At 38.9% G+C, this 21,464-nt stretch carries 16 protein-coding genes and 1 other RNA gene; 15 read left to right on the forward strand and 2 right to left on the reverse strand.

Annotated elements, in window-relative coordinates; translation table 11 throughout:
• Window positions 1-279: 279 nt before the first annotated feature.
• Both pncA and AC6ER8_RS03175 read right to left on the reverse strand, forming a co-directional pair.
• On the reverse strand, window positions 280-888 hold the full coding sequence (gene pncA / locus AC6ER8_RS03170) for a bifunctional nicotinamidase/pyrazinamidase (RefSeq protein ID WP_497079255.1): 609 nt from the start codon (window positions 886-888) through the stop codon (window positions 280-282).
• Window positions 889-940: 52 nt separating this feature from the next.
• Entirely contained in the window at window positions 941-1,471 is a 531-nt protein-coding gene (locus tag AC6ER8_RS03175; protein ID WP_497079256.1) for a hypothetical protein, read from the reverse strand.
• Window positions 1,472-1,652: 181 nt separating this feature from the next.
• Between AC6ER8_RS03175 and ettA the strand changes: the two genes are divergently transcribed.
• The 15 genes from ettA (at window position 1,653) to murC (ending at window position 21,459) form a co-directional block, all read left to right on the forward strand.
• On the forward strand, window positions 1,653-3,302 hold the full coding sequence (ettA, locus tag AC6ER8_RS03180) for an energy-dependent translational throttle protein EttA (RefSeq protein WP_497079257.1): 1,650 nt from the start codon (window positions 1,653-1,655) through the stop codon (window positions 3,300-3,302).
• 711 nt (window positions 3,303-4,013) lie between these two features.
• Window positions 4,014-4,952, forward strand: a complete 939-nt coding sequence (locus AC6ER8_RS03185) for an ArsR/SmtB family transcription factor (protein ID WP_497079259.1) — start codon at window positions 4,014-4,016, stop codon at window positions 4,950-4,952.
• A gap of 1,289 nt (window positions 4,953-6,241) precedes the next feature.
• Window positions 6,242-6,619, forward strand: a complete 378-nt coding sequence (locus AC6ER8_RS03190; protein WP_497079261.1) for a hypothetical protein — start codon at window positions 6,242-6,244, stop codon at window positions 6,617-6,619.
• 1,236 nt (window positions 6,620-7,855) lie between these two features.
• Entirely contained in the window at window positions 7,856-8,365 is a 510-nt protein-coding gene (locus AC6ER8_RS03195; protein WP_497079263.1) for a lytic transglycosylase domain-containing protein, read from the forward strand.
• An 84-nt stretch (window positions 8,366-8,449) separates the two neighbouring features.
• Window positions 8,450-8,840, forward strand: an RNA gene (gene rnpB / locus AC6ER8_RS03200) — RNase P RNA component class A.
• A 262-nt stretch (window positions 8,841-9,102) separates the two neighbouring features.
• Complete coding sequence (rsmH, locus tag AC6ER8_RS03205; RefSeq protein WP_497079265.1) at window positions 9,103-10,101, forward strand: 16S rRNA (cytosine(1402)-N(4))-methyltransferase RsmH; 999 nt, start codon at window positions 9,103-9,105, stop codon at window positions 10,099-10,101.
• The gene (ftsL, locus tag AC6ER8_RS03210) at window positions 10,098-10,505 is read left to right on the forward strand and encodes a cell division protein FtsL (RefSeq protein WP_497079267.1); all 408 of its coding nucleotides are present in this window, start codon (window positions 10,098-10,100) and stop codon (window positions 10,503-10,505) included. Before rsmH ends, ftsL begins: the two co-directional genes overlap by 4 nt.
• The gene (locus AC6ER8_RS03215; protein ID WP_497079269.1) at window positions 10,502-12,244 is read left to right on the forward strand and encodes a peptidoglycan D,D-transpeptidase FtsI family protein; all 1,743 of its coding nucleotides are present in this window, start codon (window positions 10,502-10,504) and stop codon (window positions 12,242-12,244) included. Before ftsL ends, AC6ER8_RS03215 begins: the two co-directional genes overlap by 4 nt.
• 23 nt (window positions 12,245-12,267) lie before the next feature.
• Window positions 12,268-13,719, forward strand: coding sequence for a UDP-N-acetylmuramoyl-L-alanyl-D-glutamate--2,6-diaminopimelate ligase (locus tag AC6ER8_RS03220; RefSeq protein ID WP_497079271.1), 1,452 nt, complete (start codon window positions 12,268-12,270; stop codon window positions 13,717-13,719).
• A complete protein-coding gene (locus tag AC6ER8_RS03225; RefSeq protein WP_497079273.1) occupies window positions 13,716-15,137 on the forward strand; it encodes a UDP-N-acetylmuramoylalanyl-D-glutamyl-2,6-diaminopimelate--D-alanyl-D-alanine ligase in 1,422 nt (473 codons plus the stop codon). Before AC6ER8_RS03220 ends, AC6ER8_RS03225 begins: the two co-directional genes overlap by 4 nt.
• 21 nt (window positions 15,138-15,158) lie before the next feature.
• Window positions 15,159-16,229, forward strand: a complete 1,071-nt coding sequence (mraY, locus tag AC6ER8_RS03230) for a phospho-N-acetylmuramoyl-pentapeptide-transferase (RefSeq protein ID WP_497074545.1) — start codon at window positions 15,159-15,161, stop codon at window positions 16,227-16,229.
• Window positions 16,230-16,233: 4 nt separating this feature from the next.
• Window positions 16,234-17,625 carry a UDP-N-acetylmuramoyl-L-alanine--D-glutamate ligase gene (gene murD, locus AC6ER8_RS03235; protein WP_497079275.1) on the forward strand — a complete coding sequence of 464 codons (1,392 nt, stop codon included), beginning with the start codon at window positions 16,234-16,236 and terminating at the stop codon, window positions 17,623-17,625.
• A 150-nt stretch (window positions 17,626-17,775) separates the two neighbouring features.
• Window positions 17,776-18,924, forward strand: coding sequence for an FtsW/RodA/SpoVE family cell cycle protein (locus AC6ER8_RS03240; RefSeq protein WP_497079277.1), 1,149 nt, complete (start codon window positions 17,776-17,778; stop codon window positions 18,922-18,924).
• On the forward strand, window positions 18,921-20,057 hold the full coding sequence (gene murG, locus AC6ER8_RS03245; RefSeq protein ID WP_497079279.1) for an undecaprenyldiphospho-muramoylpentapeptide beta-N-acetylglucosaminyltransferase: 1,137 nt from the start codon (window positions 18,921-18,923) through the stop codon (window positions 20,055-20,057). Before AC6ER8_RS03240 ends, murG begins: the two co-directional genes overlap by 4 nt.
• Window positions 20,041-21,459: a UDP-N-acetylmuramate--L-alanine ligase gene (gene murC, locus AC6ER8_RS03250; protein ID WP_497079281.1), complete on the forward strand. Its 1,419-nt coding sequence runs from the start codon at window positions 20,041-20,043 to the stop codon at window positions 21,457-21,459. The genes murG and murC overlap by 17 nt, the downstream gene beginning before the upstream one ends.
• Window positions 21,460-21,464 lie beyond the last annotated feature (5 nt).

Consider the following 21,464-nt stretch of genomic DNA (forward strand, 5'->3'; position numbering starts at 1 on the left):
GAATGCTGTTGTTTTTTTATTTTAAAGTTGAATACATGGTATATTTTTTACCTGCTTTCAGTACTATGGCAGCTATGGTATTTCACGACTTATAAGAAGCATTTTGGCTGCTTTTTGAATGATCTTTATTTGCAGATTTATCTTATTTGTGATGTGTAAGAGAGCGGTTCATTCATTATAAATAGGTTTGGCATGAAAGAATTTTACCCTATTCTGGTTTCTCACTTGAATATGTATAAAATATTTTTTTCTTATAATAGAGAGTCAGAACACAATATTTCAGGCGACCATTAACAATTCAATACCAGCTTCATTCATTGTTTTAAGCATTGTGTTTAGGGATTCATTTACATCAATACCAGCGCAAGCATTTAATGAAACACTAACTTTAAAACCAAATTGTATGGCGTGAAGAGCAGAAAATCCAACACAGAAGTCTGTAGCTAAGCCACACATAACAAGTTTGGTAAAGCCATGTTCTTTAAGATAGGCGTGTAAACCTGTTGATGTTTTTTGATCATTTTCAAGAAAAGCAGAATAACTATCCATGTTTTGATTATAGCCTTTTCTAAGGATAAGTTGTGCCTTTTCCACTTTGAGAGATGGATGAAATTCTGCTCCTTTTGTTCCTTGTATGCAATGATCAGGCCATAGTATTTGAGGACCATAGTCAAGATTAATGGTATCATAAGTTTTTTTTTCAGGATAGCAGGAAGCAAAGCTACAATGGTTTCTTGGATGCCAGTCTTGGGTTAAAATAACGTGGTCAAAATGATTGATGAGATTATTGACGGCGGGTAAAATAGCATCACCCTGTGGTACTGCGAGTGCTCCACCGGGTAAGAAGTCATTTTGAACATCAATGACGATTAAGGCTTTTTTTTCCATAAATATATTCCTATCGGAGATGAGTTTTTACCGCATTTTCAAAAAGCTATATTCAGTCTTGAAGTTTTGAAATGATTTCTTGGATTTTGATTTTATTTTTATAATTATCAAGCCAAAAGAGGGGGATAGATAAGTTTTTACAATTTATTTTATAGTGTTTTACAAAGTGTAACCATGTACCAATGGGAAGTGTCGTGTCGTTATTTTCTGCTACGTGCTGACGCAAAGCTTTCATGATCATCGGGCTTGGGACGTCAGATCCCATAAGACGGCGGTCGTTTTGTAAACGTAATTGAAGCCACATCAAGGCAAGGGGTGAAGTCCACTGTTTTCCGTAACAGAAAATTGATGAAAAAAGCGAAGGATTTTTAACGGCGTAATATAAAGCCCATAAAGCAAAAAAAGAAGGCGCATAGAGAATGACTTTTCTTTTTGGCGCCACATTACATTGATATGTTGGTCTAATACGATAAAAACACACTGTTATATCTGGTATGGAAAAGAGTGGTAATATTTGATAACACGTTTCAGGCACAGCTAAAAAGATTTGTTTTTTGCTTTTTGAAAGAATGTTTTTTTGCATTTAAAACCATACTGGGGCTTGTGAGATTAGAAAAAATGTACCAATATAAAGCGAAAAGCTTTTGATACGATGTAAGTGCTATTTAATTGTATAGTTTCAAAAATCGAAAGCAATTTTTTCAAAATCCTAACCTTGTAATATCGCACAATAATAAAAAGAGTTCTATACTAAAGAGAAATTTATGGCACGTCAATTTATTTACCATATGGCTGGGCTCAACAAGTCTTACGGCAATAAAAAAATTTTAGAAAATATTCATTTGTCTTTTTATCCAGATGCGAAGATCGGTATTTTAGGGCCCAATGGTGCGGGTAAATCAACTATTTTACGTATTATGGCTGGATTAGATAAGGAATATACGGGCGAAGCATGGCTTTCTGAAGGAGCGCGTTGTGGCTATCTACCACAAGAGCCTTTGCTTGATGCCAGTAAGGATGTGCGTGGCAATGTGATGGAAGGTGTTGCAGATAAACAAGCCATTCTTGAGCGTTATAATGAATTGATGATGAATTATAGCGAGGAAACGGCCGATGAAAGTGCAAAGCTTCAAGATATTATTGACAGTCAGAATCTTTGGGATTTAGAAAGCCAAGTGGAAATGGCGATGGCTGCTCTTGGTTGTCCACCCGCTAAAGCAGATGTAACAAAACTTTCGGGTGGTGAAAAGCGGCGTGTTGCGCTTTGTAAATTGCTTTTGTCAAAACCTGACTTGTTGCTTTTGGATGAACCAACAAACCATTTAGACGCTGAAACGACGGCTTGGCTTGAAAGGCATTTGCGTGAATATCCCGGCGCCGTGCTTTTGATAACCCATGATCGTTATTTCCTCGACAATGTTACGGGGTGGATTTTAGAGTTAGATCGCGGGAGAGGTATCCCTTATGAGGGGAACTATTCTGCTTATTTGGCGGCTAAAGCTAAGCGCTTGGCTCAAGAGGGACGTGAAGAGGCTGCGCGTCAACGCGCTTTATCGCGGGAGCAAGAATGGATTGCATCTAGTCCAAAAGGACGACAAGCAAAGTCAAAAGCACGAATTAAAGCTTATGATGAGTTAGTTCAAGCTGCACGTGAACGACGTCCTGGAGAGGCTCAAATCATTATTCCTATTGGAGAAAGGTTAGGACAGGTTGTCATTGAAGTTGATCATCTTTCTAAAGCTTATGGTGAGCGTGTGTTGATTGATTCTCTTTCTTTTAAGCTTCCTGCTGGGGGTATTGTCGGTGTTATTGGAGCCAATGGTATGGGAAAGTCGACTTTGTTTAAAATGTTGACGGGACAAGAACAGCCCGATTCTGGTAAAATTCGTATTGGTGAAACAGTTCACATGAGTTATGTGGATCAGAGTCGCGATTCTTTAGCGGGTGATAAAACGGTTTGGGAAGAGATTTCTGGTGGGAATGACATTATTAAGTTAGGCAAGTATGAGATGAATAGTCGTGCTTATTGTGGGGCTTTTAATTTCAAGGGAACTGATCAGCAACAGAAGGTCGCAAACTTATCAGGGGGGCAGCGCAATCGCGTCCATTTGGCGAAACTTCTAAAAGAGGGGGGCAATGTGCTTCTTCTTGATGAACCGACAAATGATCTTGATACTGAAACATTGGGGGCGTTGGAAGATGCATTGGAAAATTTTGCTGGGTGTGCTGTGATTATATCGCACGATCGTATGTTTCTTGATCGATTGGCTACACATATTTTAGCCTTTGAAGGTGATGGCCACGTGGAATGGTTTGAGGGTAACTTTGCTGAATATGAAGCTGATAAAGTTCGCCGTCTTGGGGCTGAATCCCTTAACCCTAAGCATGCAAATTATAAGCCTCTTACACGCTAGAATTTCTTATCTTATTGAAGCTTTATTGAGAAAATAGTGTGTTTTTGTAGTTATTATTATTCAATCAATAAAGCCGTCTGTATTGTGTGAAAGTTTTTATTTATTGGAAATATAAATGCTTTATGAGACAAAAACTCTTTATGAGATCATGGCGTAAGTAAAGCTATTCTATTCATGATATATAATTGGGTTATTATATATAACTGGTTATTGCTTGTAAAATTACTATAAAGAGAGGAAGGTTGAGAGTATATTACTATTTTGTAAATACACTGGTCATTGAGTGTTATTGTTATTATTTAATAAAGTTGTAGACCAGTATCTATGGTATTTACTCGCTCCCCATGGTGTATCGCTCTTGTTTTGAGCAGGCAATAAGAAGCATTTTCATTTATTTCTATGATTTTTATCTTTACCTCTTGTTTATAGGTGCAAGAGAATGGTTGTTATTGGTTTTATCATGAATAGGTTTGAAATGAGAAAAACTGACAGTTTTGGGGCATTTATTGTAAGGTATAGAGTGATGAATTATCTTTATAAATCAGTTTATTATAACTATTCGGGGAGGTGGAATAAAAATTGTTTTTTTACCATAATCTATTTTTACCATAGTATGATAAAACAGTAGGAAAAGAATAAATAAGAATATGCGTCTTATGCTTGACTTTTTCCCTATAAACAAATGTTTATAGGAATGTTGGAGGGAAATTTATGAAAAAAAGTGCAAGTTTAGATGTGGTGACTGTGCTATTGAAAGCGGTCGCAGAAGTGAACCATTTACGTGTTCTTAGACTCTTGCATCATGAAGATTTAACAATTCCTGATTTTATTTTTATCCTCGATCAGTCACAAGCGTGTATATCACGATATTTAGCTTTATTGTACGAAGTACGATTGATTGAGCGTTATCAGAAGGAAGGTTGCCTTTATTTTAAGCTTTGTCATGATTTTTGGGGTAAAGACATTATTATGAGCGTTCTTTCGGCTTTGTCAAAGCATGATGCCTTGTTAGCGCACGATTTAGAACGTTTGAAGGACGTCAAAAAGCAGCGTCAAAAAATGAGAAAGAAGCATTTCTTACAAAACGCGTCGCGGTGGGATGTTTTACGGTCATCCGATAGGGCAGATCATGGTATGGAAAATGCTTTACTTAAAATCGTGGGTGATAAGCCGTTTCAGACGATGCTGAATATTGGAATGGGGGGAGATTTTGTCTTAAAATTATTTTCTGATCTTTATACGCATGCGGTTGAAGTTGTACTTGATCGTGATGTTTTGCATTTGTCTGTTGGAGAGACAACTTTTGATTTAGTTATTCTTTATGGGGCTTTATATTTTCTTGAAAATCCTGAAAAGGCTTTTCATAAGATATCAGGTGTTTTGCGTCCTCATGGGCGTTTATTGATTGTGGATTTTGCTTATCATGATGTTGAGTCTTTACATTCTGATCAAGTGCCTATGCATCTTGGATTTTCGGCTTTACAAATAGAACAATGGCTTAAAAATGCAGGACTTATTTTAGAGCAAACAATTCATCTTACTCCCATAAAAAATGCAAAAAGAGAGGAGGATATGGTTACACTTTGGCTTGCTCGTGATCCGCGTTTATTGGTTGATGATATCAAAGATAAACAAATCAATTTTGCATAAAACATATTTGTTCGTGTGCTTTATTCTCTGGTTTTTTTCAAGAAATAGTGCAGAGATAAAGCTTTATTCAATCATTGAAAAGCTATTGTTTGTTTATATTCATATTATTTTTATAGGAGGGGATTGGTGTTTCATAGTGGCGTGGAAGCTGTGTAATGAATTCTTATAGATTAAGACTATGAGGATTGTCATTTAAGGTGTCTTGATATCATATTTTTTTATTTCAAATCTTTTTTACAATCCAAAAATGTTTGTTTGTCTGTTACAAGAGAAGATATTTTGTCCCTGTTTTTATCATTTTTATCCCTCTGCTAATCTCACTGATAACGTGCAATAGGATGGCTTTGATTGATTCAATAGATGAAGATTTAAATGAGGGGCGTGTATCAAGGTTAGGAATGGTCATAGGGCATGATTTGAAATAAATACCTTTAAGTTTTTCATTTTCTCGTAAGCGGCAAAATTCATTTATTGATGTTGTTGCGTAAAGGGTTTGACAATATTCTTAAATGATCATTTTCAGAAAATTTCATAAAGATAAATAAGACTTTTTCTCTACAATCTGTTGTTTTTATTTAAATATTTATATTTTCTTTTGAACAGATGTTTTGTGGTTATTGTATGAGGTTGAAAAACTAAGTTTCTCTTTTGTGGTGATCGATGTTGGATTAAGTGATTCTTCTGATTCACCTTTTTATAGGGTGAATATATATAAACGGCTTGTTTTTTAATGATGATTATCAGAGTTGTGAAAGAAAATATTATAAAATTATAATGGCAGTAGATTCTGATTGATGCTTATCGAAATAAAATTGCTTCAAATTGGGTCATTTTAAATTTTTTTTGCCTAAATTTTACCATTTTTAAGAAATTTATAATTATTTTATGTTTTTTTTTGTAGAAGATGATAAGAATTTCTTGTTGTTTAAAGCATTTTATTCCATAGCAAAGATATTGCATCGGCTATCTTAGTGGCTGATGTGAGAAGACGATCGGGGAACCTCCTCCCCCCCCCCGCGTGGATCCCCTAGATTGTCTGGCCTGACTGAGGTTTTCCTCAGTCAGGTTTTTTTGTAACTGTTTTTAGGGGGGGGTGTTATTAGGGAAAAAATGTAAGGCTTGTTATTGTGTAGCCTATAGGCCCTGAATATATAGGGTGGTAATGCCACTAGAGGGTTATGAGTGTGAGCGTATTTATTTTCAATGATGAGAATTTTTCTTTATTAAGGAAGCGTTGAATGCTATAAAGGGGGCTGTATTTATATTCTGTGATCTTTAGGGAAGAGAGAATGGGATTTTTCTGGCGTCGTATTGTTTTTATTTTATTTGTGTTTTTTATTTTTGGCGCTAGCCTTTTTGCTTCTCGGAATGTTGCTGTTTATAGATTTTTTTCCGATCGCTCTTTTTCTTATTCTCAGCAAATTGATGTAACAGAAGAGTTGTTGCTTGAGAGAGTGCTTATTTCTTTTCCAGATATTATCATGCATCTTTATAAGATGCGTCCTCAGCAGCAAGAGCTGTTTATTGAGAAAGTGCGTCGCGATGCGATTTTATTTGCTTCTGAAAATGGCCAGAGTCTTGAACAGGCGCACAAGTTTGGTGAAACTGTTGCTATGGCTCTCTCAAAAGCGATTTCTCGTCCTTCCATTGTGAATACTTATTTTTAGTTATTTTTTTAATCGCGCTTTATGGGGGTGATTTTAAGGGGTGTTGCTTTTCATGAAGTTCTGAAAAGCAAGAAGATGATCAATCTGTCAGATAATGAGTAAAAACTCTCTTATTCAAAAGATAAGAAGTGAGAGCATGCCGGTAATGTTACAATTATGATAGGAGTGATTACAAGCTCATTGAGAGTGTTTCAGGTTAATTGCATTATTAATGGCTACAACGATAAAAAGAATAAAAAAACTCAAATCAAGACAATATTTTTATAAAGGGTGAGAGTAATCTGAGAGTGCCCATTTGTAGAAAAGAAAAAGCATGAATTTCTATAACAAAACATATTAAGTGCTTATATGCCAGTTATTTTTTGTTTGATAGGAAAGATAAAAAATTCTCAAAAGGTTTTAGCCTCCTTTTTTTTGTGTATTTTAGGATATTTATTCACTTGTCTTATTTTTTGAAGATGAGGCGCAAGGCTGATAAGATGCTAATGTGGGATCAAGAAAAAATGTTGAGAGGAGGTGAGAGAGCCATTTTCCTTCAAAAAGCTTTGTGCGATTGTATTTTCGAGAATTTAAAAAAGCAGACAGAAATAACCGTTAAACTTTGTTGTAGGAACAAGAGGAATATTATTTATTATTTATAGTGATCATTGATCATTTTACATGCGAAGTGACAATCTCAAATATTGTAAAATTCTCTTGTTTTCAATCCGTTAAAGCAATCAAAATCAGTTTTGTGGCACAGCACAGGCCGAGAGTTTTGGGGGAATAAAGCTTTTTTAGAAAGAAGTAAAAATCTTCTTTGAGTGATTTCAAACATTAAAGGCTATTGTAATATTTAAAGAGAGTAAAGCGTAGAACGGTTTTGTCTTTATTACTTTGTAGAATTGATCTCAATAAAGAATTTAATTATCTTTTTTAAAAAATATTATTTCTCCTTAAATTTCTATTTTCTACTGTAAAAATTGAGTGATACGACATCAATAAAATAAACAGAAAGAGTATATCATTTTATTGAATACGCTATAAGATTAACTATATTCTATTTATTTTTTTTATTTTATGATATAAGGAAATCTATAATTTGTGCATAAAGAGATTTTCTTTTGTTATAGAATTTTATCTTGAAATTGTCTTAGTATTTCCTTTTTCAAGCCGTTCTTTTGCTTTCTTTTTTTGTACAATACACTTGCAAACTATTTGCGGATAGAGTTTGAGAATGTTGTGAAGAGAAAGAAAATGCAATTTTTGAAAATTTTTTTAAATACAGCGTGTGCTGTATTTTTTGTATTTAATATAGACTGGACACATAGTGCCTTAAAGAGTGTAGAATCAAAAGAAGACTCGGTGACTGTTGCTTCTAAGAAACCTGCTCGTCCTTATGAGTTTCTTATTAAGAAATTTGCAACGAAGCATAATGTTCCGGTTAATTTAGCACATGCTGTTGTAAAAATTGAAAGTAATTATAAAGCTCGCATAAAAGGAGCCGCGGGAGAAATAGGTTTAATGCAAATAAAACCCTCTACGGCACGAGGCTTGGGTTTTAGTGGTTCTGTGCAAGATTTATACGATCCTGCAACCAATCTTGAATATGGTATGCGTTATTTGGCACGGGCCTATAAACTCAGTGGTGGAAGTACGTGTGGTACAATCCTTAAATATAATGCAGGTCATGCTGCAAAAAAAATGAACGCCATTTCTGCGAAATATTGCAAAAAAGTAAAAATGTATTTGGCTTCATTAAAATAAAAATGTTTTTTAAAAAGAGATTGGCTATAAAATATTTTAAGATGCTATTTTCACGAAGCAAAAAGTGTTTTATAAGTTAATGTGTCAGTCGGCTGGGCAACCGCGCCTGTCCAATGCTGAAAAGCGGTAGGTGAGGAAAGTCCGGGCTCCATGGAAAGACGGTGCCGGGTAACACCCGGCGGGGGTGACCCTAGGGAAAGTGCCACAGAAAGTAAACCGCCTATTTTTATAGGTAAGGGTGAAAGGGTGGAGTAAGAGCCCACCGCGCATTCAGTAATGAATGTGGCAAGGTAAACCCCACCGGGAGCAAGACCAAATAGAAATGACGTGCAAGATTTAATTTGCAGCCGATTTCCGGGCGAGTCATTCGGGTAGGTTGCATGAGGCGGATGGTAACATCCGTCCTAGATGAATGGTTGCCATGTAAAGTATAAGCTTTACTATACAGAACCCGGCTTATAGGCCGACTGATATTTCATGATGCTGCATGATTTTTTTATAAAATCAAAGAGATATGGGCTTTATGGAGTCTGTTTTTGAAATGGACACTTGAATAAAGAGCATTTTAAAAAATTATAACATTTCTTTAAGTATAATACGTTAGGATTTGCCTTGGAATAACGTGAGCTTTTTCGTTCATCGTGATTAATATGAAAGTTAAGGTTTGGGTTATTCTGATATCGGTTGCTATGAGAGAGCTGTTGATTTGAAACAGCATAACTTCAAGACGGATTATTTTGACAAAAAAAGATCAAAGAGCTGAACGTCATATTCCAGTGTTGTTGCAGCCAGTTTTGGCTGGGCTTATGCCATTGGTTGGAGCAAAAGTGATTGATGGTACCTTTGGTGCTGGTGGTTATACGCGCGCTTTGTTAAAAGCAGGGGCGGAAGTGATTGCTCTTGATCGTGATCCTCATGCTATTGGTGCGGGACAAGCCCTTGTTGATGAGTTTTTTCCACGACTTCGTTTGGTCCATATGGAATTTTCACAGCTCGATCGTGTCGTTGAAGAGAAGGTGGATGCGGTTATTTTGGATATTGGTGTCTCTTCAATGCAGCTTGATGAAGCAGAAAGAGGCTTTTCCTTTCAAAAAGATGGTCCATTGGATATGCGAATGGCTCAGACGGGGTTTACAGCCAGCGATGTTGTTAATCATTTAAAAGCAAAGGATTTAGCGCGGATTTTTAAAATATTAGGAGAAGAGCGTTATGCAGGGCGCATTGCACGAATGATTGAAAAGCGTCGTGTTGTTCAGCCTTTTTTGCGTACAGGTGATTTAGCCTATGCTATTGAAGCGTTGGTAGGGCGTAAGCCAGGAGATCGCATTCATCCCGCAACACGTGTATTTCAGGCTCTTCGTATCTATGTTAATGATGAAATTGGTGAATTAGCGCGTGGTTTATTTGCTGCTGAACGCATTTTAAAAGCTGGAGGCCGTTTGGGGGTTGTTAGTTTTCATTCTCTTGAAGATCGTATGGTCAAAAGATTTTTTTCAGCGCGTTCTGGAGAATGTATGAGGTCACGTTATTTGCCTGAAATAAAGCATTCTCCAGAAACATTTTTCCCTTTGTTTAAAGGGGGAATAACGGCAAATAAAGAGGAGTTACAACAAAATCCTCGTTCACGCTCTGCGAGATTGCGTATGGGGGTGCGGACTGATGCAGAGGCTCTTGGGGAAGATATGAAATTGTTTGGTTTAGCAGATATTGCCAGTTTTGAAGGTGGCAAGAAATGACAGTTTTCCGTACATTTGATATGATTTTAGTGATGATTATGATTTGTATGGCAGGGCTTACTTATAAGGTAAAATATGATGTTCAAAAACGAATGAGCGAGGTTCGTCATCTGGAGCATGAAATTGCAGCAGCAAAAAATACGGTGCGTTTGCTTCATGCTGAATGGGCTGTGATGATAAAGCCTTCACGCATGCAAAAACTTGCGAAACGTTATCAAAAAGAACTTGGATTAGAGGTTATACAGCCGCGTCAAATTGTGGAGTTTAAAGATATTCCAGTACGGGTACATGATCCAATTGAAGAAGTGATTAAACAAAATATCTTGGAAGATAATCAGGATATTTTGGCAAATAATCGGGCTTCTCACGTCAAAGGCGCTGTTCAAAAAGGCGCACGGCGATGAAATCAAGCTTTTTATTCTCACAGAAGAAAAAGCGCTTAAAGAACGCGTTGAATAATCATAATGTTTCTATTCGTGGTTCGTCTTCTAGTCGTCCCCGTTTGCTTTTTTCATTGTTCTGTTTTTTAATTTTATATGGCATCATGGGCGCTTGTCTAATTTCTTATGGACTGCAAGGGGGACAGATCGAAGAAGCAAAGGGGCCAACCGTTCTTCAATTGACGGCACGACCTGATATTGTGGATCGTAATGGTCGTTTATTGGCAACAGATATTAAAACTTATTCACTTTTTGCTGAGCCAAGACGTATTATTGATGTGGATGAAACAATAGAATTGCTTTCAACCGTTTTATCTGATCTTAATTGGCAGGAAACCTATAATCGTTTAAAAAGAAAAACTGCTTTTTCTTGGATACAGCGTGGGTTAACACCCATGCAGAAGACGCAGATTATGGCTCTTGGTATTCCAGGCATTGGGTTTCGGACGGAAATTCGTCGTTTTTATCCAGATGGGCCTATAACTTCGCATATTCTCGGCATGGTCAATGTGGATAATCAGGGCATTGCCGGTATGGAAAAATATATTGATGATACGGGTTTGAGTGCTCTGCGTGCTGCTGGTCTTGCCGTGGAAGAGTCATTAAAACAAGTGCAGCTTTCGATTGATGTACGTGTTCAGGCAATTGTCCATGATGAACTTATTCAAGCTATGAAGCGTTATAAGGCCATTGCTGCAGGCGCTGTTATTTTGAATATCCATACGGGGGAAATTTTGGCTTTGGCATCACTCCCAGATTTTGACCCTGAAAATCCTACTGAAGCGTTAAAAAGTGATCGTTTAAATCGCATGACGGCTGGAGCTTTTGAAATGGGGTCGATTATTAAAAGTTTTACGACTGCCATGGCTCTTGATTCTGGTCTTTTTCATTTAAACAGTGTTATTGATGCTTCAAAACCCATAAAAGCAAGCAGTGGCTATACGATTCATGATTTTCACGGAAAAAATCGTCCCTTAACGTTATGGGAGGTTTTTATTTATTCTTCCAACATTGGTTCTGCTAAAGAGGCATTAACGATAGGGATTGATAAACATCGTCGTTTTTTGCAAAAACTGGGGCTCTTGGATCGCCTTACAACAGAGTTGCCGGAAGTTGCTCATCCTATTGTCCCCCATCATTGGAAGGATATCCATTCTATGACAATTTCTTTTGGGCATGGCATGGCAACAACCCCTTTACAAACAGCTGTTGGGGCTGCAGCTTTAATGAATGGTGGTTGGTTGATTACACCAACATTTTTAAAACGGACAAGAGAACAAGCTTTGCATCATGCAAAACAGGTTTTACAGGCCAAAACAAGTCAAAATATGCGTTACCTTTATCAATTAAATAGTGATATTGGTTCTGGACGTAATGCAAAAGTCGAAGGTTATAGGGTGGGTGGAAAGACAGGAACAGCTGAGAAAGTTGAAAATGGAAAATATTCTAAAACAAAAAACTTCAATAGTTTTCTGGCTGCTTTTCCGATTGATGATCCTTCTTATGTTGTTTTAACAATTATTGATGAACCTAAGCCAGAGGAGGGGAAAAATTCCGCAACAGCAGGGATGAATGCTGCACCAATGCTGGCTAATATTATTCGTCGCTCAGCGAGTTTTCTTGGTGTAAAGCCCGATTTAAAAAAAGAATATGAGCCTCTTTTAAATAAAGAGAGCTATTCAAATTTCGTTAAACAACGGTAAAATGAAGATAAAGGTGTGTCGTTATGTTGTTTGGGACAGTTTTTACAGAAACTCTTGAAGATCAGAATCTTTCTTCAATGGAAATAACAGGAATCAGTGCAGATTCTCGGCAAATCTTGCCGGGTTATGTTTTTTTCGCTATTCAAGGAAAACAAGGGGATGGAAGAAACTATATCCATGATGCAATAAAGCGTGGCGTGTGCGCTATTGTCACTGATTGTCAGGCTGTTCTTGAGGATTTATCTGTTCCAATTTTACGTGTTTCTAATATTCGTCATAGTCTTGCGTTGGCAGCGGCACGTTTTTACGGTTCTCAGCCTGAAACGGTTGTTGCTGTAACAGGGACCAGTGGTAAAACATCTGTTGTCTCTTTTATTCGGCAAATTTGGACTCATGTTGGATTGTGTGCGGCAAGTATAGGAACGGTTGGTGTTGTTTCGCCTCATCGGAATGATTATGGTTCTCTTACAACACCTGATCCGGTTGTCTTGCACCGTCTTCTTTGTGAAATTTCTCATGAAGGGGTGACTCATGCAGCTCTTGAAGCTTCTTCACATGGGCTTGATCAAGCACGTCTTGATGGCGTTCGTTTAACGGCTGGGGCCTTTACCAACTTAGGGCGAGATCACATGGATTATCACAGTTCTGTAGAGGATTATTTACGCGCTAAAATGAGGTTGTTTGATACACTGTTACCTGTCTCTGCTCCTGCTGTGATTTTTGCTGATGATGTCTATTCACAAAAGGTTATTGATGCAGTTAGAAAAGCGCGCCGCCATGTCTTGACAATTGGTCGTAAGGGGCAATTTATCACAATTAATCGTGTTGAACATCAACGCACAAAACAGTGTATTGAGTGTCGTGTAGAAAATAAGATTTATACATTTGATTTGCCTTTAGCTGGAGATTTTCAAGTGGCCAATGCACTTGTGGCGGCAGGACTAGCCATTGCAACGGGTGTCTCTCCTGATAAGGTTTTTCCTGCGCTTGAAACTTTGCAGGGGGCTCCTGGTCGATTAGAGCTTGTTGGAAAAACAGAAAATAATGCACCTGTTTATATTGATTATGCGCATAAACCAGAAGCTTTAGAGCAGGTTTTGCTTTCTGTTCGTCCCTTTACGCAAGGGCGTTTGCTTGTTGTTTTTGGTTGTGGAGGGGATCGAGATCAAGGAAAAAGAGCTTTGATGGGAAAAATTGCAGCGGATAAAGCAGATATTGTTATTATAACGGATGATAATCCGCGCACAGAAATACCAGAAAAAATACGCAAGGATATTTTACAGGCGGTACCAACAGCCATAGAGATAGCAGATCGTGGTGAAGCTATTTCTTATGCGGTAGGGCTTTTGAAAGCTGGTGATACACTTATCATTGCTGGAAAAGGTCATGAAGATGGCCAAATTATAGGGCAGATAACGTATCCTTTTTCAGATCGTCTAAAAGCGATAGAAGCTCTAGAGGGCCAAAAGAGATGACAGTTTTATGGGATAAACAAGCGCTTGTTGCAGCCGTTGACGGTATTGTCATAGGAAGCTTGCCAGAAACTTTTCCTGGAGTTTCCATTGATAGCCGTACTCTTGCGGAAGGCGATATTTTTTTCTGCATTAAGGGGCATCATCTTGATGGTCATGATTTTGCTGCGCAAGCTTATGCACGAGGTGCAGGCGTTCTTATCGTTGCTGAACATCGTTTGGCTGATATGGAAAAGATATCGGCTCCACTCATTGTTGTTCCTGATGTTTTGCAAGCCCTGGAAAAACTTGGGAAAGCCGCACGCAAACGTTCAAGAGCTAAAATTATCGCGATAACAGGATCTGTGGGAAAAACAACCACAAAAGAAGCTTTGAAACAAGCTCTTGCAACGGCTGGAAACGTTCATGCGAATCTTGCTTCTTTTAATAATTGCTGGGGGGTTCCGCTTACATTAGCGCGGATGCCAATGGAAAGTGATTATGGTATTTTTGAAATTGGCATGAATCATAAGGATGAAATTCGCCCGTTGGTCAAATTGGTTTGTCCGCATGTTGCTCTCATTACGCATATTAGTGCAGGACATATGGGCTTTTTCAAAGATCTTGAAGAAATAGCAGAGGCAAAAGCTGAAATTTTTGAAGGATTGGATGAGGAAGGTATTGCTATTTTAAATGCAGATAGTGCTTTTTTTTCTTATCTTATTCAAAAAGCAAAGAACTGCGGTGTGAAAAAGATCTTAAGCTTTGGTGAGAGTGAAAATGCTGATTATCAGGCGCGGGATATACGTCTTTTAATCGATCGTTCTTCTATGATGGTGCCTATTGGAGGAGAGGATAGGAAGGTCAAAATTGGTGCTCCTGGACGCCATATTGTGCAAAATAGTTTAGGGGTTATTGCGGCTTGTGATGCTATGGGGGTTGATTTAGAGCCTGTTTTGCTTTCTTTAAGCCATTTTTCTTCTCAAAAGGGGCGGGGCATTTGTTATCGGTTGTCTTTATCGAATGGGGATGACTTTTATCTCATTGATGAAAGCTATAATGCTAATCCCGCCTCTATGCGGGCTGCTCTTGAGCTTCTCGCAAAAGGACCCGTTGGGGAAGGGGGGCGGCGAATTGCTATTTTAGGGGATATGCTCGAGTTAGGGGCGTATAGTGAAAAACTTCATCGTGATTTAATAAAGCCCATACGTTTTTCTGGTGCTAATCCCGTTTTTTTATTTGGTGAGGCAATGAAATCTTTAGTCAGTGATTTATCGGCTGATGTTAAGGTTTATTATGCTGAAAATATTGAGAAAATTTTACCGCTTCTTTTGACAGAAATTTCTCCTGGGGATCTCTTGATGATTAAATCATCCAATAGTCTTTGTTCATCAAATATTGTAACGGCATTACTTGATCGCTATAAAGCGGTTTCTTCCTAGTTTTAAGAGGTTTTTTCTCCCATGATGCTGTTTTTTTCTTCGTTTAGTGATTGGCTTCCAGGTGTGAATGTTTTCCGTTACATTACTTTTCGCACGATAGCAGCGATGCTGACATCGGGGCTTATTGTGTTTTTGTTTGGACCTAGCATCATTGCGTCTCTTAAATTGAGGCAAGGCAAAGGGCAACCCATTCGTGCCGATGGTCCTCAAACGCATTTTAAAAAGGCTGGAACACCTACAATGGGTGGATTAATGATTTTGACCGGCATTATGGTATCAGCATTTTTGTGGTGTAATTTATCGAATATTTACTTTTGGGTATCGCTCTTGGTTATGCTTTCTTTTGGAGCCATTGGGTTTTATGACGATTATCTTAAGGTCACAAAACAAACAGAGAAAGGATTTTCTGGGAAAGCGCGGTTAAGCTTGGAGTTTATTGTTGCCGCAATTGCGGCTTTTGTCATCCTGCAAATTGGCTCATCGGGGTTTGCTTTACCTTTTTTGAAAGATTATCTTATTAATTTGGGTTGGTTTTTTATTCCTTTTTCTGCTTTTGTCATTGTCGCGACGGGGAATGCGGTTAATGTGACGGATGGACTTGATGGGCTGGCTATTGTTCCTGTGATGGTTGCAGCCTTATCTTTTGCTCTGATTGCTTATCTTTGTGGTAATATGAATTTTGCTGATTATCTGCAAATACACTATGTATCGGGAACAGGTGAGCTGGCTGTTTTATTAGGCGCTGTTGTTGGAGCAGGACTTGGCTTTTTATGGTTTAATGCACCGCCTGCAGCTATTTTTATGGGAGATACCGGCTCGTTGGCTCTTGGGGGATTATTGGGGACTGTTGCGGTTGCTACGAAGCATGAAATTGTTTTAGCTCTTATTGGAGGGCTTTTTGTTGTGGAAGCTTTTTCGGTCGTTATTCAGGTTGGTTATTTCAAATTGACAAGAAAACGCGTGTTTCTTATGGCACCGATCCATCATCATTTTGAGAAAAAAGGCTGGACTGAAAGCCAAGTGGTGATACGCTTTTGGATTATTTCAATTGTTCTTGCTCTCATTGGTCTTTCAACACTTAAATTGCGGTGAGATTTTGATTTCTGTTACGTGTTATAAGGGGGAAAAAGTTGCTCTATTTGGATTAGGCAAGTCTGGATTAGCAACGGCACAAGCATTGATTTGTGGCGGTGCAGAAGTGGTGGCATGGGATGATAATCCTGCAAGCGTGCAAGAAGCTTTTCAGCAAAATATTCCAACAAGAGATCTTCATGATGAGGATTGGTCAGAATTTGTTGCCTTGATTCTCGCTCCGGGTGTGCCTTTAAATTATCCGCAACCGCATTGGGTCGTTGAAAAAGCACGTCAAGCAAATATAGAAATTATCGGTGATATTGAACTGTTTGTTCGTGCACGCCGTCATTTTTTACAGTATTCTGGTTTTTGTGATGAGGATGTTCCTTTTATTGCGATTACGGGGACGAATGGAAAGTCGACAACAACGGCTTTGCTTACCCATTTGTTGGAAAAAATGGGGTATGATGTGCAGATGGGAGGAAATATTGGACAGGCGATATTGACGCTTAAGCCTTTTATTAAAAAACGTATCTATGTGATTGAATGTTCATCGTTTCAAATTGATCTTTCTCCTTCGCTTCAACCAACCATTGGACTTTTATTGAATTTGACACCTGATCATATTGATCGCCATGGGAGTTTTGCTTCTTATGTGCAAACCAAAAGGTATCTGGTTGCTCGGGCTTCTCAGGCTTTTATTTCCGTTGATGATGCAGCTTGTGAGACTTTGTATCAACAGTTGCTTTACGAGGGGCATAAAATTGAGGCTATTTCTAAGGATCATTTTGTTGAAAATGGTTTTTATGCGGAGGGCACCAAGCTTTTTTCTGTTCGTCAAGGACAGCGGCATATGCTTGCAGATCTTGCTTCTATGGCTGCTTTGCGTGGAGGTCATAATGCGCAAAATGCTCTTATGGCCTTGGCAACGTTGCAGGCTTTAAAAATAACTGATCCTTGTATAAGCAAGCATTTAGCAAGCTATAAAGGATTGCCCCACCGTATGCAGCAGGTGCGTAAAATGGGGGCGGTTTTGTTTATCAATGATAGCAAGGCGACGAATGCAGATGCAACAGCGCCTGCACTTTGCGCCTTTAATGATATTTTTTGGATTGTTGGGGGATTAGCAAAAAAGGGAGGAATTGAGTCTCTTAAAGAATTTTTTCCTAAAATTCGTAAAGCTTATTTGATTGGGAGTGCAGCGGAAGAATTTGCTCATATTATTGGTTCTGATTTTCCCTTTTCTATGAGCTCAACTTTGGAAAATGCGGTGCGTGAAGCTGCTATTGATGCTATGGGGTGTAGAGCAAAGGAGGTAGTGGTTCTTTTATCACCTGCTTGTGCAAGTTATGACCAATTTAAAAACTATGAAGTACGGGGCGAAGCATTTACCTCTTTGGTGATGCAGTTATAATAAAAAGAAGGGCCAATTATAAAAAAATATTTTTTTCGTTAAGACTCCAGAATCTTTTTTTGTGTAATTTAGCTTTTAAAGTGTCTATTAAACAGGTTGGGGAACCTTACCACTTTAAGACAATTTATAAAACGGATATGGTGGATATAAATGATTACGCGTGCAGATAGAGATCCAATTGCTCACTGGTGGTGGACGATTGATCGCTCTATCTTTGCAGCTTGTTTAATTTTAATGGGGATTGGCATTATGCTTTCTTTTGCTGCTAGTCCCACTATTGCAAAAAAAATCGGAATTGCTGATAGTTTTTATTTTGTTCGCTGGCATATCATTTTCAGCATTGCAGCATTTTTTACGATGGTTACCATTTCTTTTTTTTCGCTTCGCAATATTCGTCGCCTATGTGCTCTTTTGCTCATTGTAACGCTTGCTCTTATGGTTGCAACCTTATTTTGGGGTCCAGAACTAAAGGGAGCACGTCGGTGGATTTTGCTCTTTGGTTTTTCTGTACAGGCTTCAGAGTTTATGAAGCCGGCTTTTGTCGTGATGTCCGCTTGGCTTTTTTCAGAACAGATACGGCGGAGAGGAATTGGGGGCTACACATTAGCGATTGTACTTTATGCTATTTGTTGTGTGCTTCTGGTTTTGCAGCCTGATATTGGACAAACACTTCTAATAAGTGCAACATGGGGAGGGCTGTTTTTTATTGCTGGTGTCCCTCTTACGGTTATTTTTCTCTTTCTCATTTTGGGTGCTGTAGGAATTATTTTAGCTTATTTTTTTCTCCATCATGTGCGTGAGCGTATTGATGGTTTTTTGACCGGTGAAGGAGATACTTTTCAAGTGGATGTGGGGCGTGAGGCTATTTTAAATGGGGGGTGGTTTGGACAAGGTCCTGGAGAGGGAACAGTCAAACGTATCATCCCTGATAGCCATACAGATTTTGTATTTTCTGTTGCTGCTGAAGAATATGGTATTATCCTTTGTTTGTTAATTATGATGCTTTTTGGCTTTATTGTTATGCGTTCATTATATATCGCCATGAATACACGGGATTCTTTTATGCGTCTTGGTATTACGGGCATAGCCATGATGATTGGTTTTCAATCAGCCATTAATATGGCCGTTAATCTTCACTTAATTCCTCCAAAAGGTATGACATTGCCGTTTATTTCTTATGGCGGTTCATCGATGATGGCGATTGCGTTTTCAATGGGAATTTTGCTCAGTTTAACACGTCGTTGGCCAGAAGCGCGCCTTTCCGCTTTTTCTTCTTCTTTCTCGGATACACCTTTATGAATGATAAAAAAGTTATTATTTTGGTGGCGGGTGGTACAGGTGGACATCTTTTTCCTGCTGAAGCACTTGCTGTTGAATTAAGGGGGCGTGGATATGATATTCATTTGATAACCGATGAAAGAGCGCGCTCTTTTGTCCGCAGCTTTGATGAAGAGCATATACATGTCGTTTCGTCGGCAACATTTACAAGGCGCCATCCTTTTGCTCTGATAAAGATGTTTTGGACTTTGTTGAAGGGAATGAGACAGTCATTGGTGTTGTTTTATAAATTACGCCCTGTTCTTGTTGGTGGTTTTGGGGGCTATCCTAGCTTTCCTCCTCTTTTTATTGCAGCTCTCATGCGGCGTGTAACATTTATTCATGAGCAAAATGCTGTTATGGGACGTGCCAATCGGATGTTGGCAATTTTTGTGCGTGCAATCGCTGGTGGTTTGTTATCGCTCCAAGGTGCGTATGCACATAAAATGCTTTTGACGGGGAATCCTGTCCGGGAGGCTGTGCTGAAGGCGGCAGAAATTCCCTATCAGTCTTCTAAAGGTGATGAGCCATTTCATTTTTTGATTTTTGGGGGGAGCCAAGGGGCTTCTGTTTTTTCACAGATTGTTCCAGAAGCCATTGCTTTACTTGATGATAAAAATCGTAAACGTTTACGAATTGTGCAGCAAGTTCGCGGTGACGTTGGAGAGTTGATCAAAATCTATCATGATATGGGTGTTCAAGCAGAGGTTGCTCCTTTTTTTGATGATATGGCTGAACGTATGGCGCGGTCTCATCTCATTTTATCACGTGCTGGAGCATCATCCGTTTGTGAGATCGCGGTAATTGGTCGACCTTCTTTGCTTATTCCCTATCCCCATGCTTTGGATCATGATCAGGCAGCCAATGCTACTCTTCTTGCACGTGTGGAGGGGGCGAAAATTGTCTTAGAAAAGGATTTAAGTGCACAAAAACTTTCTGCTCTTTTAACGCAAGCTTGTTGTGCACCCCATTTATTGGAAAAACAAGCGCTTGCTGCAAAAAAAGCTGGGCAACCTCATGCAACCCGTTGCCTTGCTGATATGGCTGAAGCCTTAATTGCAGGGCGCTTGTTATCAGATATAAAAGAGGAGCTTTTTGATGAAGATGCCACTTGATATAGGCGTTATCCATTTTATTGGAATCGGGGGGATTGGCATGAGTGGAATTGCGGAGGTTTTTTATAATCTTGGCTATAAAGTTCAAGGGTCCGATCAAGTTGAAAGTGCCAATGTTGAACGTTTGCGGAGAAAAGGAATTAACATTCATATTGGTCATTGTGCTGAAAATTTAGGGAATGCAGAGGTTGTTGTTTTTTCCACTGCCGTTAAAAAAACAAATCCTGAGTATATTGCTGCAAAAGAAAGACATTTGCCGCTTGTTAGACGTGCAGAAATGCTGGCGGAGCTGATGCGGTTTCGACGTGCAATTGCGGTGGGTGGTACACATGGTAAAACAACGACCACATCAATGGTTGCAGCGCTTCTTGATGCTGGCCGTTTTGATCCAGTGGTGATTAATGGCGGCATTATTAATGCTTATGGTACGAATTCTCGTACAGGAGAGGGCGATTGGATGATTGTTGAAGCAGATGAGAGTGACGGAACATTTTTAAAGCTGCCTGCTGATATTGCTGTTGTTACCAATATTGATGCTGAGCATTTAGACCATTATGGAAGTTTTGATGCTGTGCGTGAGGCTTTTCGACAATTTGCAGAAAATGTTCCTTTTTATGGTTTTGCTGTTTTGTGCCTTGATCATCCAGAGGTTCAAGCATTGGCAGGCCGTATTGATGATCGTTGGGTGATTACTTATGGTGCAAATCCACAAGCGGATGTTCGTTTTTTAAATCTTTCGATGGATGGTCAAAAAACATATTTTGATGTTCTTATTCGGTCACGCAAGACAGGAAGAAAGATTGAGTTGAAAAATTTACTTTTGCCCATGGCAGGACAGCATAATGTTGCCAATGCAACAGCAGCGATAGCCATTGCGCATGAACTTGGCATTTCAAATGAATTGATAAAGAAGGGCTTAGCAGAATTTGGTGGCGTAAAACGGCGTTTTACGCGAACAGGAAGTTGGCGTGGTATTGAAATATTTGATGATTATGGACATCACCCTGTGGAAATAAAGGCTGTTTTGCGTGCGGCACGTGAGAGTGCAAAAGGGCGTGTTATTGCCATTGCACAACCCCATCGTTATTCGCGTTTGTATCATTTATTCGATGATTTTGCTGCTTGTTTTAATGATGCCGATACCGTGTTGATTACTCCTGTTTATGCGGCTGGTGAAGAGCCTATCGTAGGATTTGGTTCGCAAGAATTGGTAGAGCATATTAAAATGGCTGGTCATCGTGATGTGCGCTTGGTCCATGATCTGGAAGATGTTGTATCTCTTGTTTCAAAATTTGCTCAGGAAGAGGATTATGTTGTTTTTCTTGGGGCTGGCAATATCACACAATGGGCTTGCGCGTTGCCTCATCGGTTGTCGGGATTTGATGGGGGTGTTGGGACTTGATGGTC

Source organism: Bartonella sp. SL320, from assembly GCF_059687635.1.

Bases quoted from the DNA above. Each gene is read 5' to 3' on its own strand.
- AC6ER8_RS03240 (WP_497079277.1), top strand. From the start codon at position 17,776: ATGATTACGCGTGCAGATAGAGATCCAATTGCTCACTGGTGGTGGACG.
- AC6ER8_RS03195 (WP_497079263.1), top strand. From the start codon at position 7,856: ATGCAATTTTTGAAAATTTTTTTAAATACAGCGTGTGCTGTATTTTTT.
- pncA (WP_497079255.1), bottom strand. From the start codon at position 888: ATGGAAAAAAAAGCCTTAATCGTCATTGATGTTCAAAATGACTTCTTA.
- AC6ER8_RS03215 (WP_497079269.1), top strand. From the start codon at position 10,502: ATGAAATCAAGCTTTTTATTCTCACAGAAGAAAAAGCGCTTAAAGAAC.
- murC (WP_497079281.1), top strand. From the start codon at position 20,041: ATGAAGATGCCACTTGATATAGGCGTTATCCATTTTATTGGAATCGGG.
- AC6ER8_RS03190 (WP_497079261.1), top strand. From the start codon at position 6,242: ATGGGATTTTTCTGGCGTCGTATTGTTTTTATTTTATTTGTGTTTTTT.
- ftsL (WP_497079267.1), top strand. From the start codon at position 10,098: ATGACAGTTTTCCGTACATTTGATATGATTTTAGTGATGATTATGATT.
- murG (WP_497079279.1), top strand. From the start codon at position 18,921: ATGAATGATAAAAAAGTTATTATTTTGGTGGCGGGTGGTACAGGTGGA.
- AC6ER8_RS03185 (WP_497079259.1), top strand. From the start codon at position 4,014: ATGAAAAAAAGTGCAAGTTTAGATGTGGTGACTGTGCTATTGAAAGCG.
- AC6ER8_RS03220 (WP_497079271.1), top strand. From the start codon at position 12,268: ATGTTGTTTGGGACAGTTTTTACAGAAACTCTTGAAGATCAGAATCTT.
- AC6ER8_RS03175 (WP_497079256.1), bottom strand. From the start codon at position 1,471: ATGCAAAAAAACATTCTTTCAAAAAGCAAAAAACAAATCTTTTTAGCT.
- AC6ER8_RS03225 (WP_497079273.1), top strand. From the start codon at position 13,716: ATGACAGTTTTATGGGATAAACAAGCGCTTGTTGCAGCCGTTGACGGT.
- ettA (WP_497079257.1), top strand. From the start codon at position 1,653: ATGGCACGTCAATTTATTTACCATATGGCTGGGCTCAACAAGTCTTAC.
- mraY (WP_497074545.1), top strand. From the start codon at position 15,159: ATGATGCTGTTTTTTTCTTCGTTTAGTGATTGGCTTCCAGGTGTGAAT.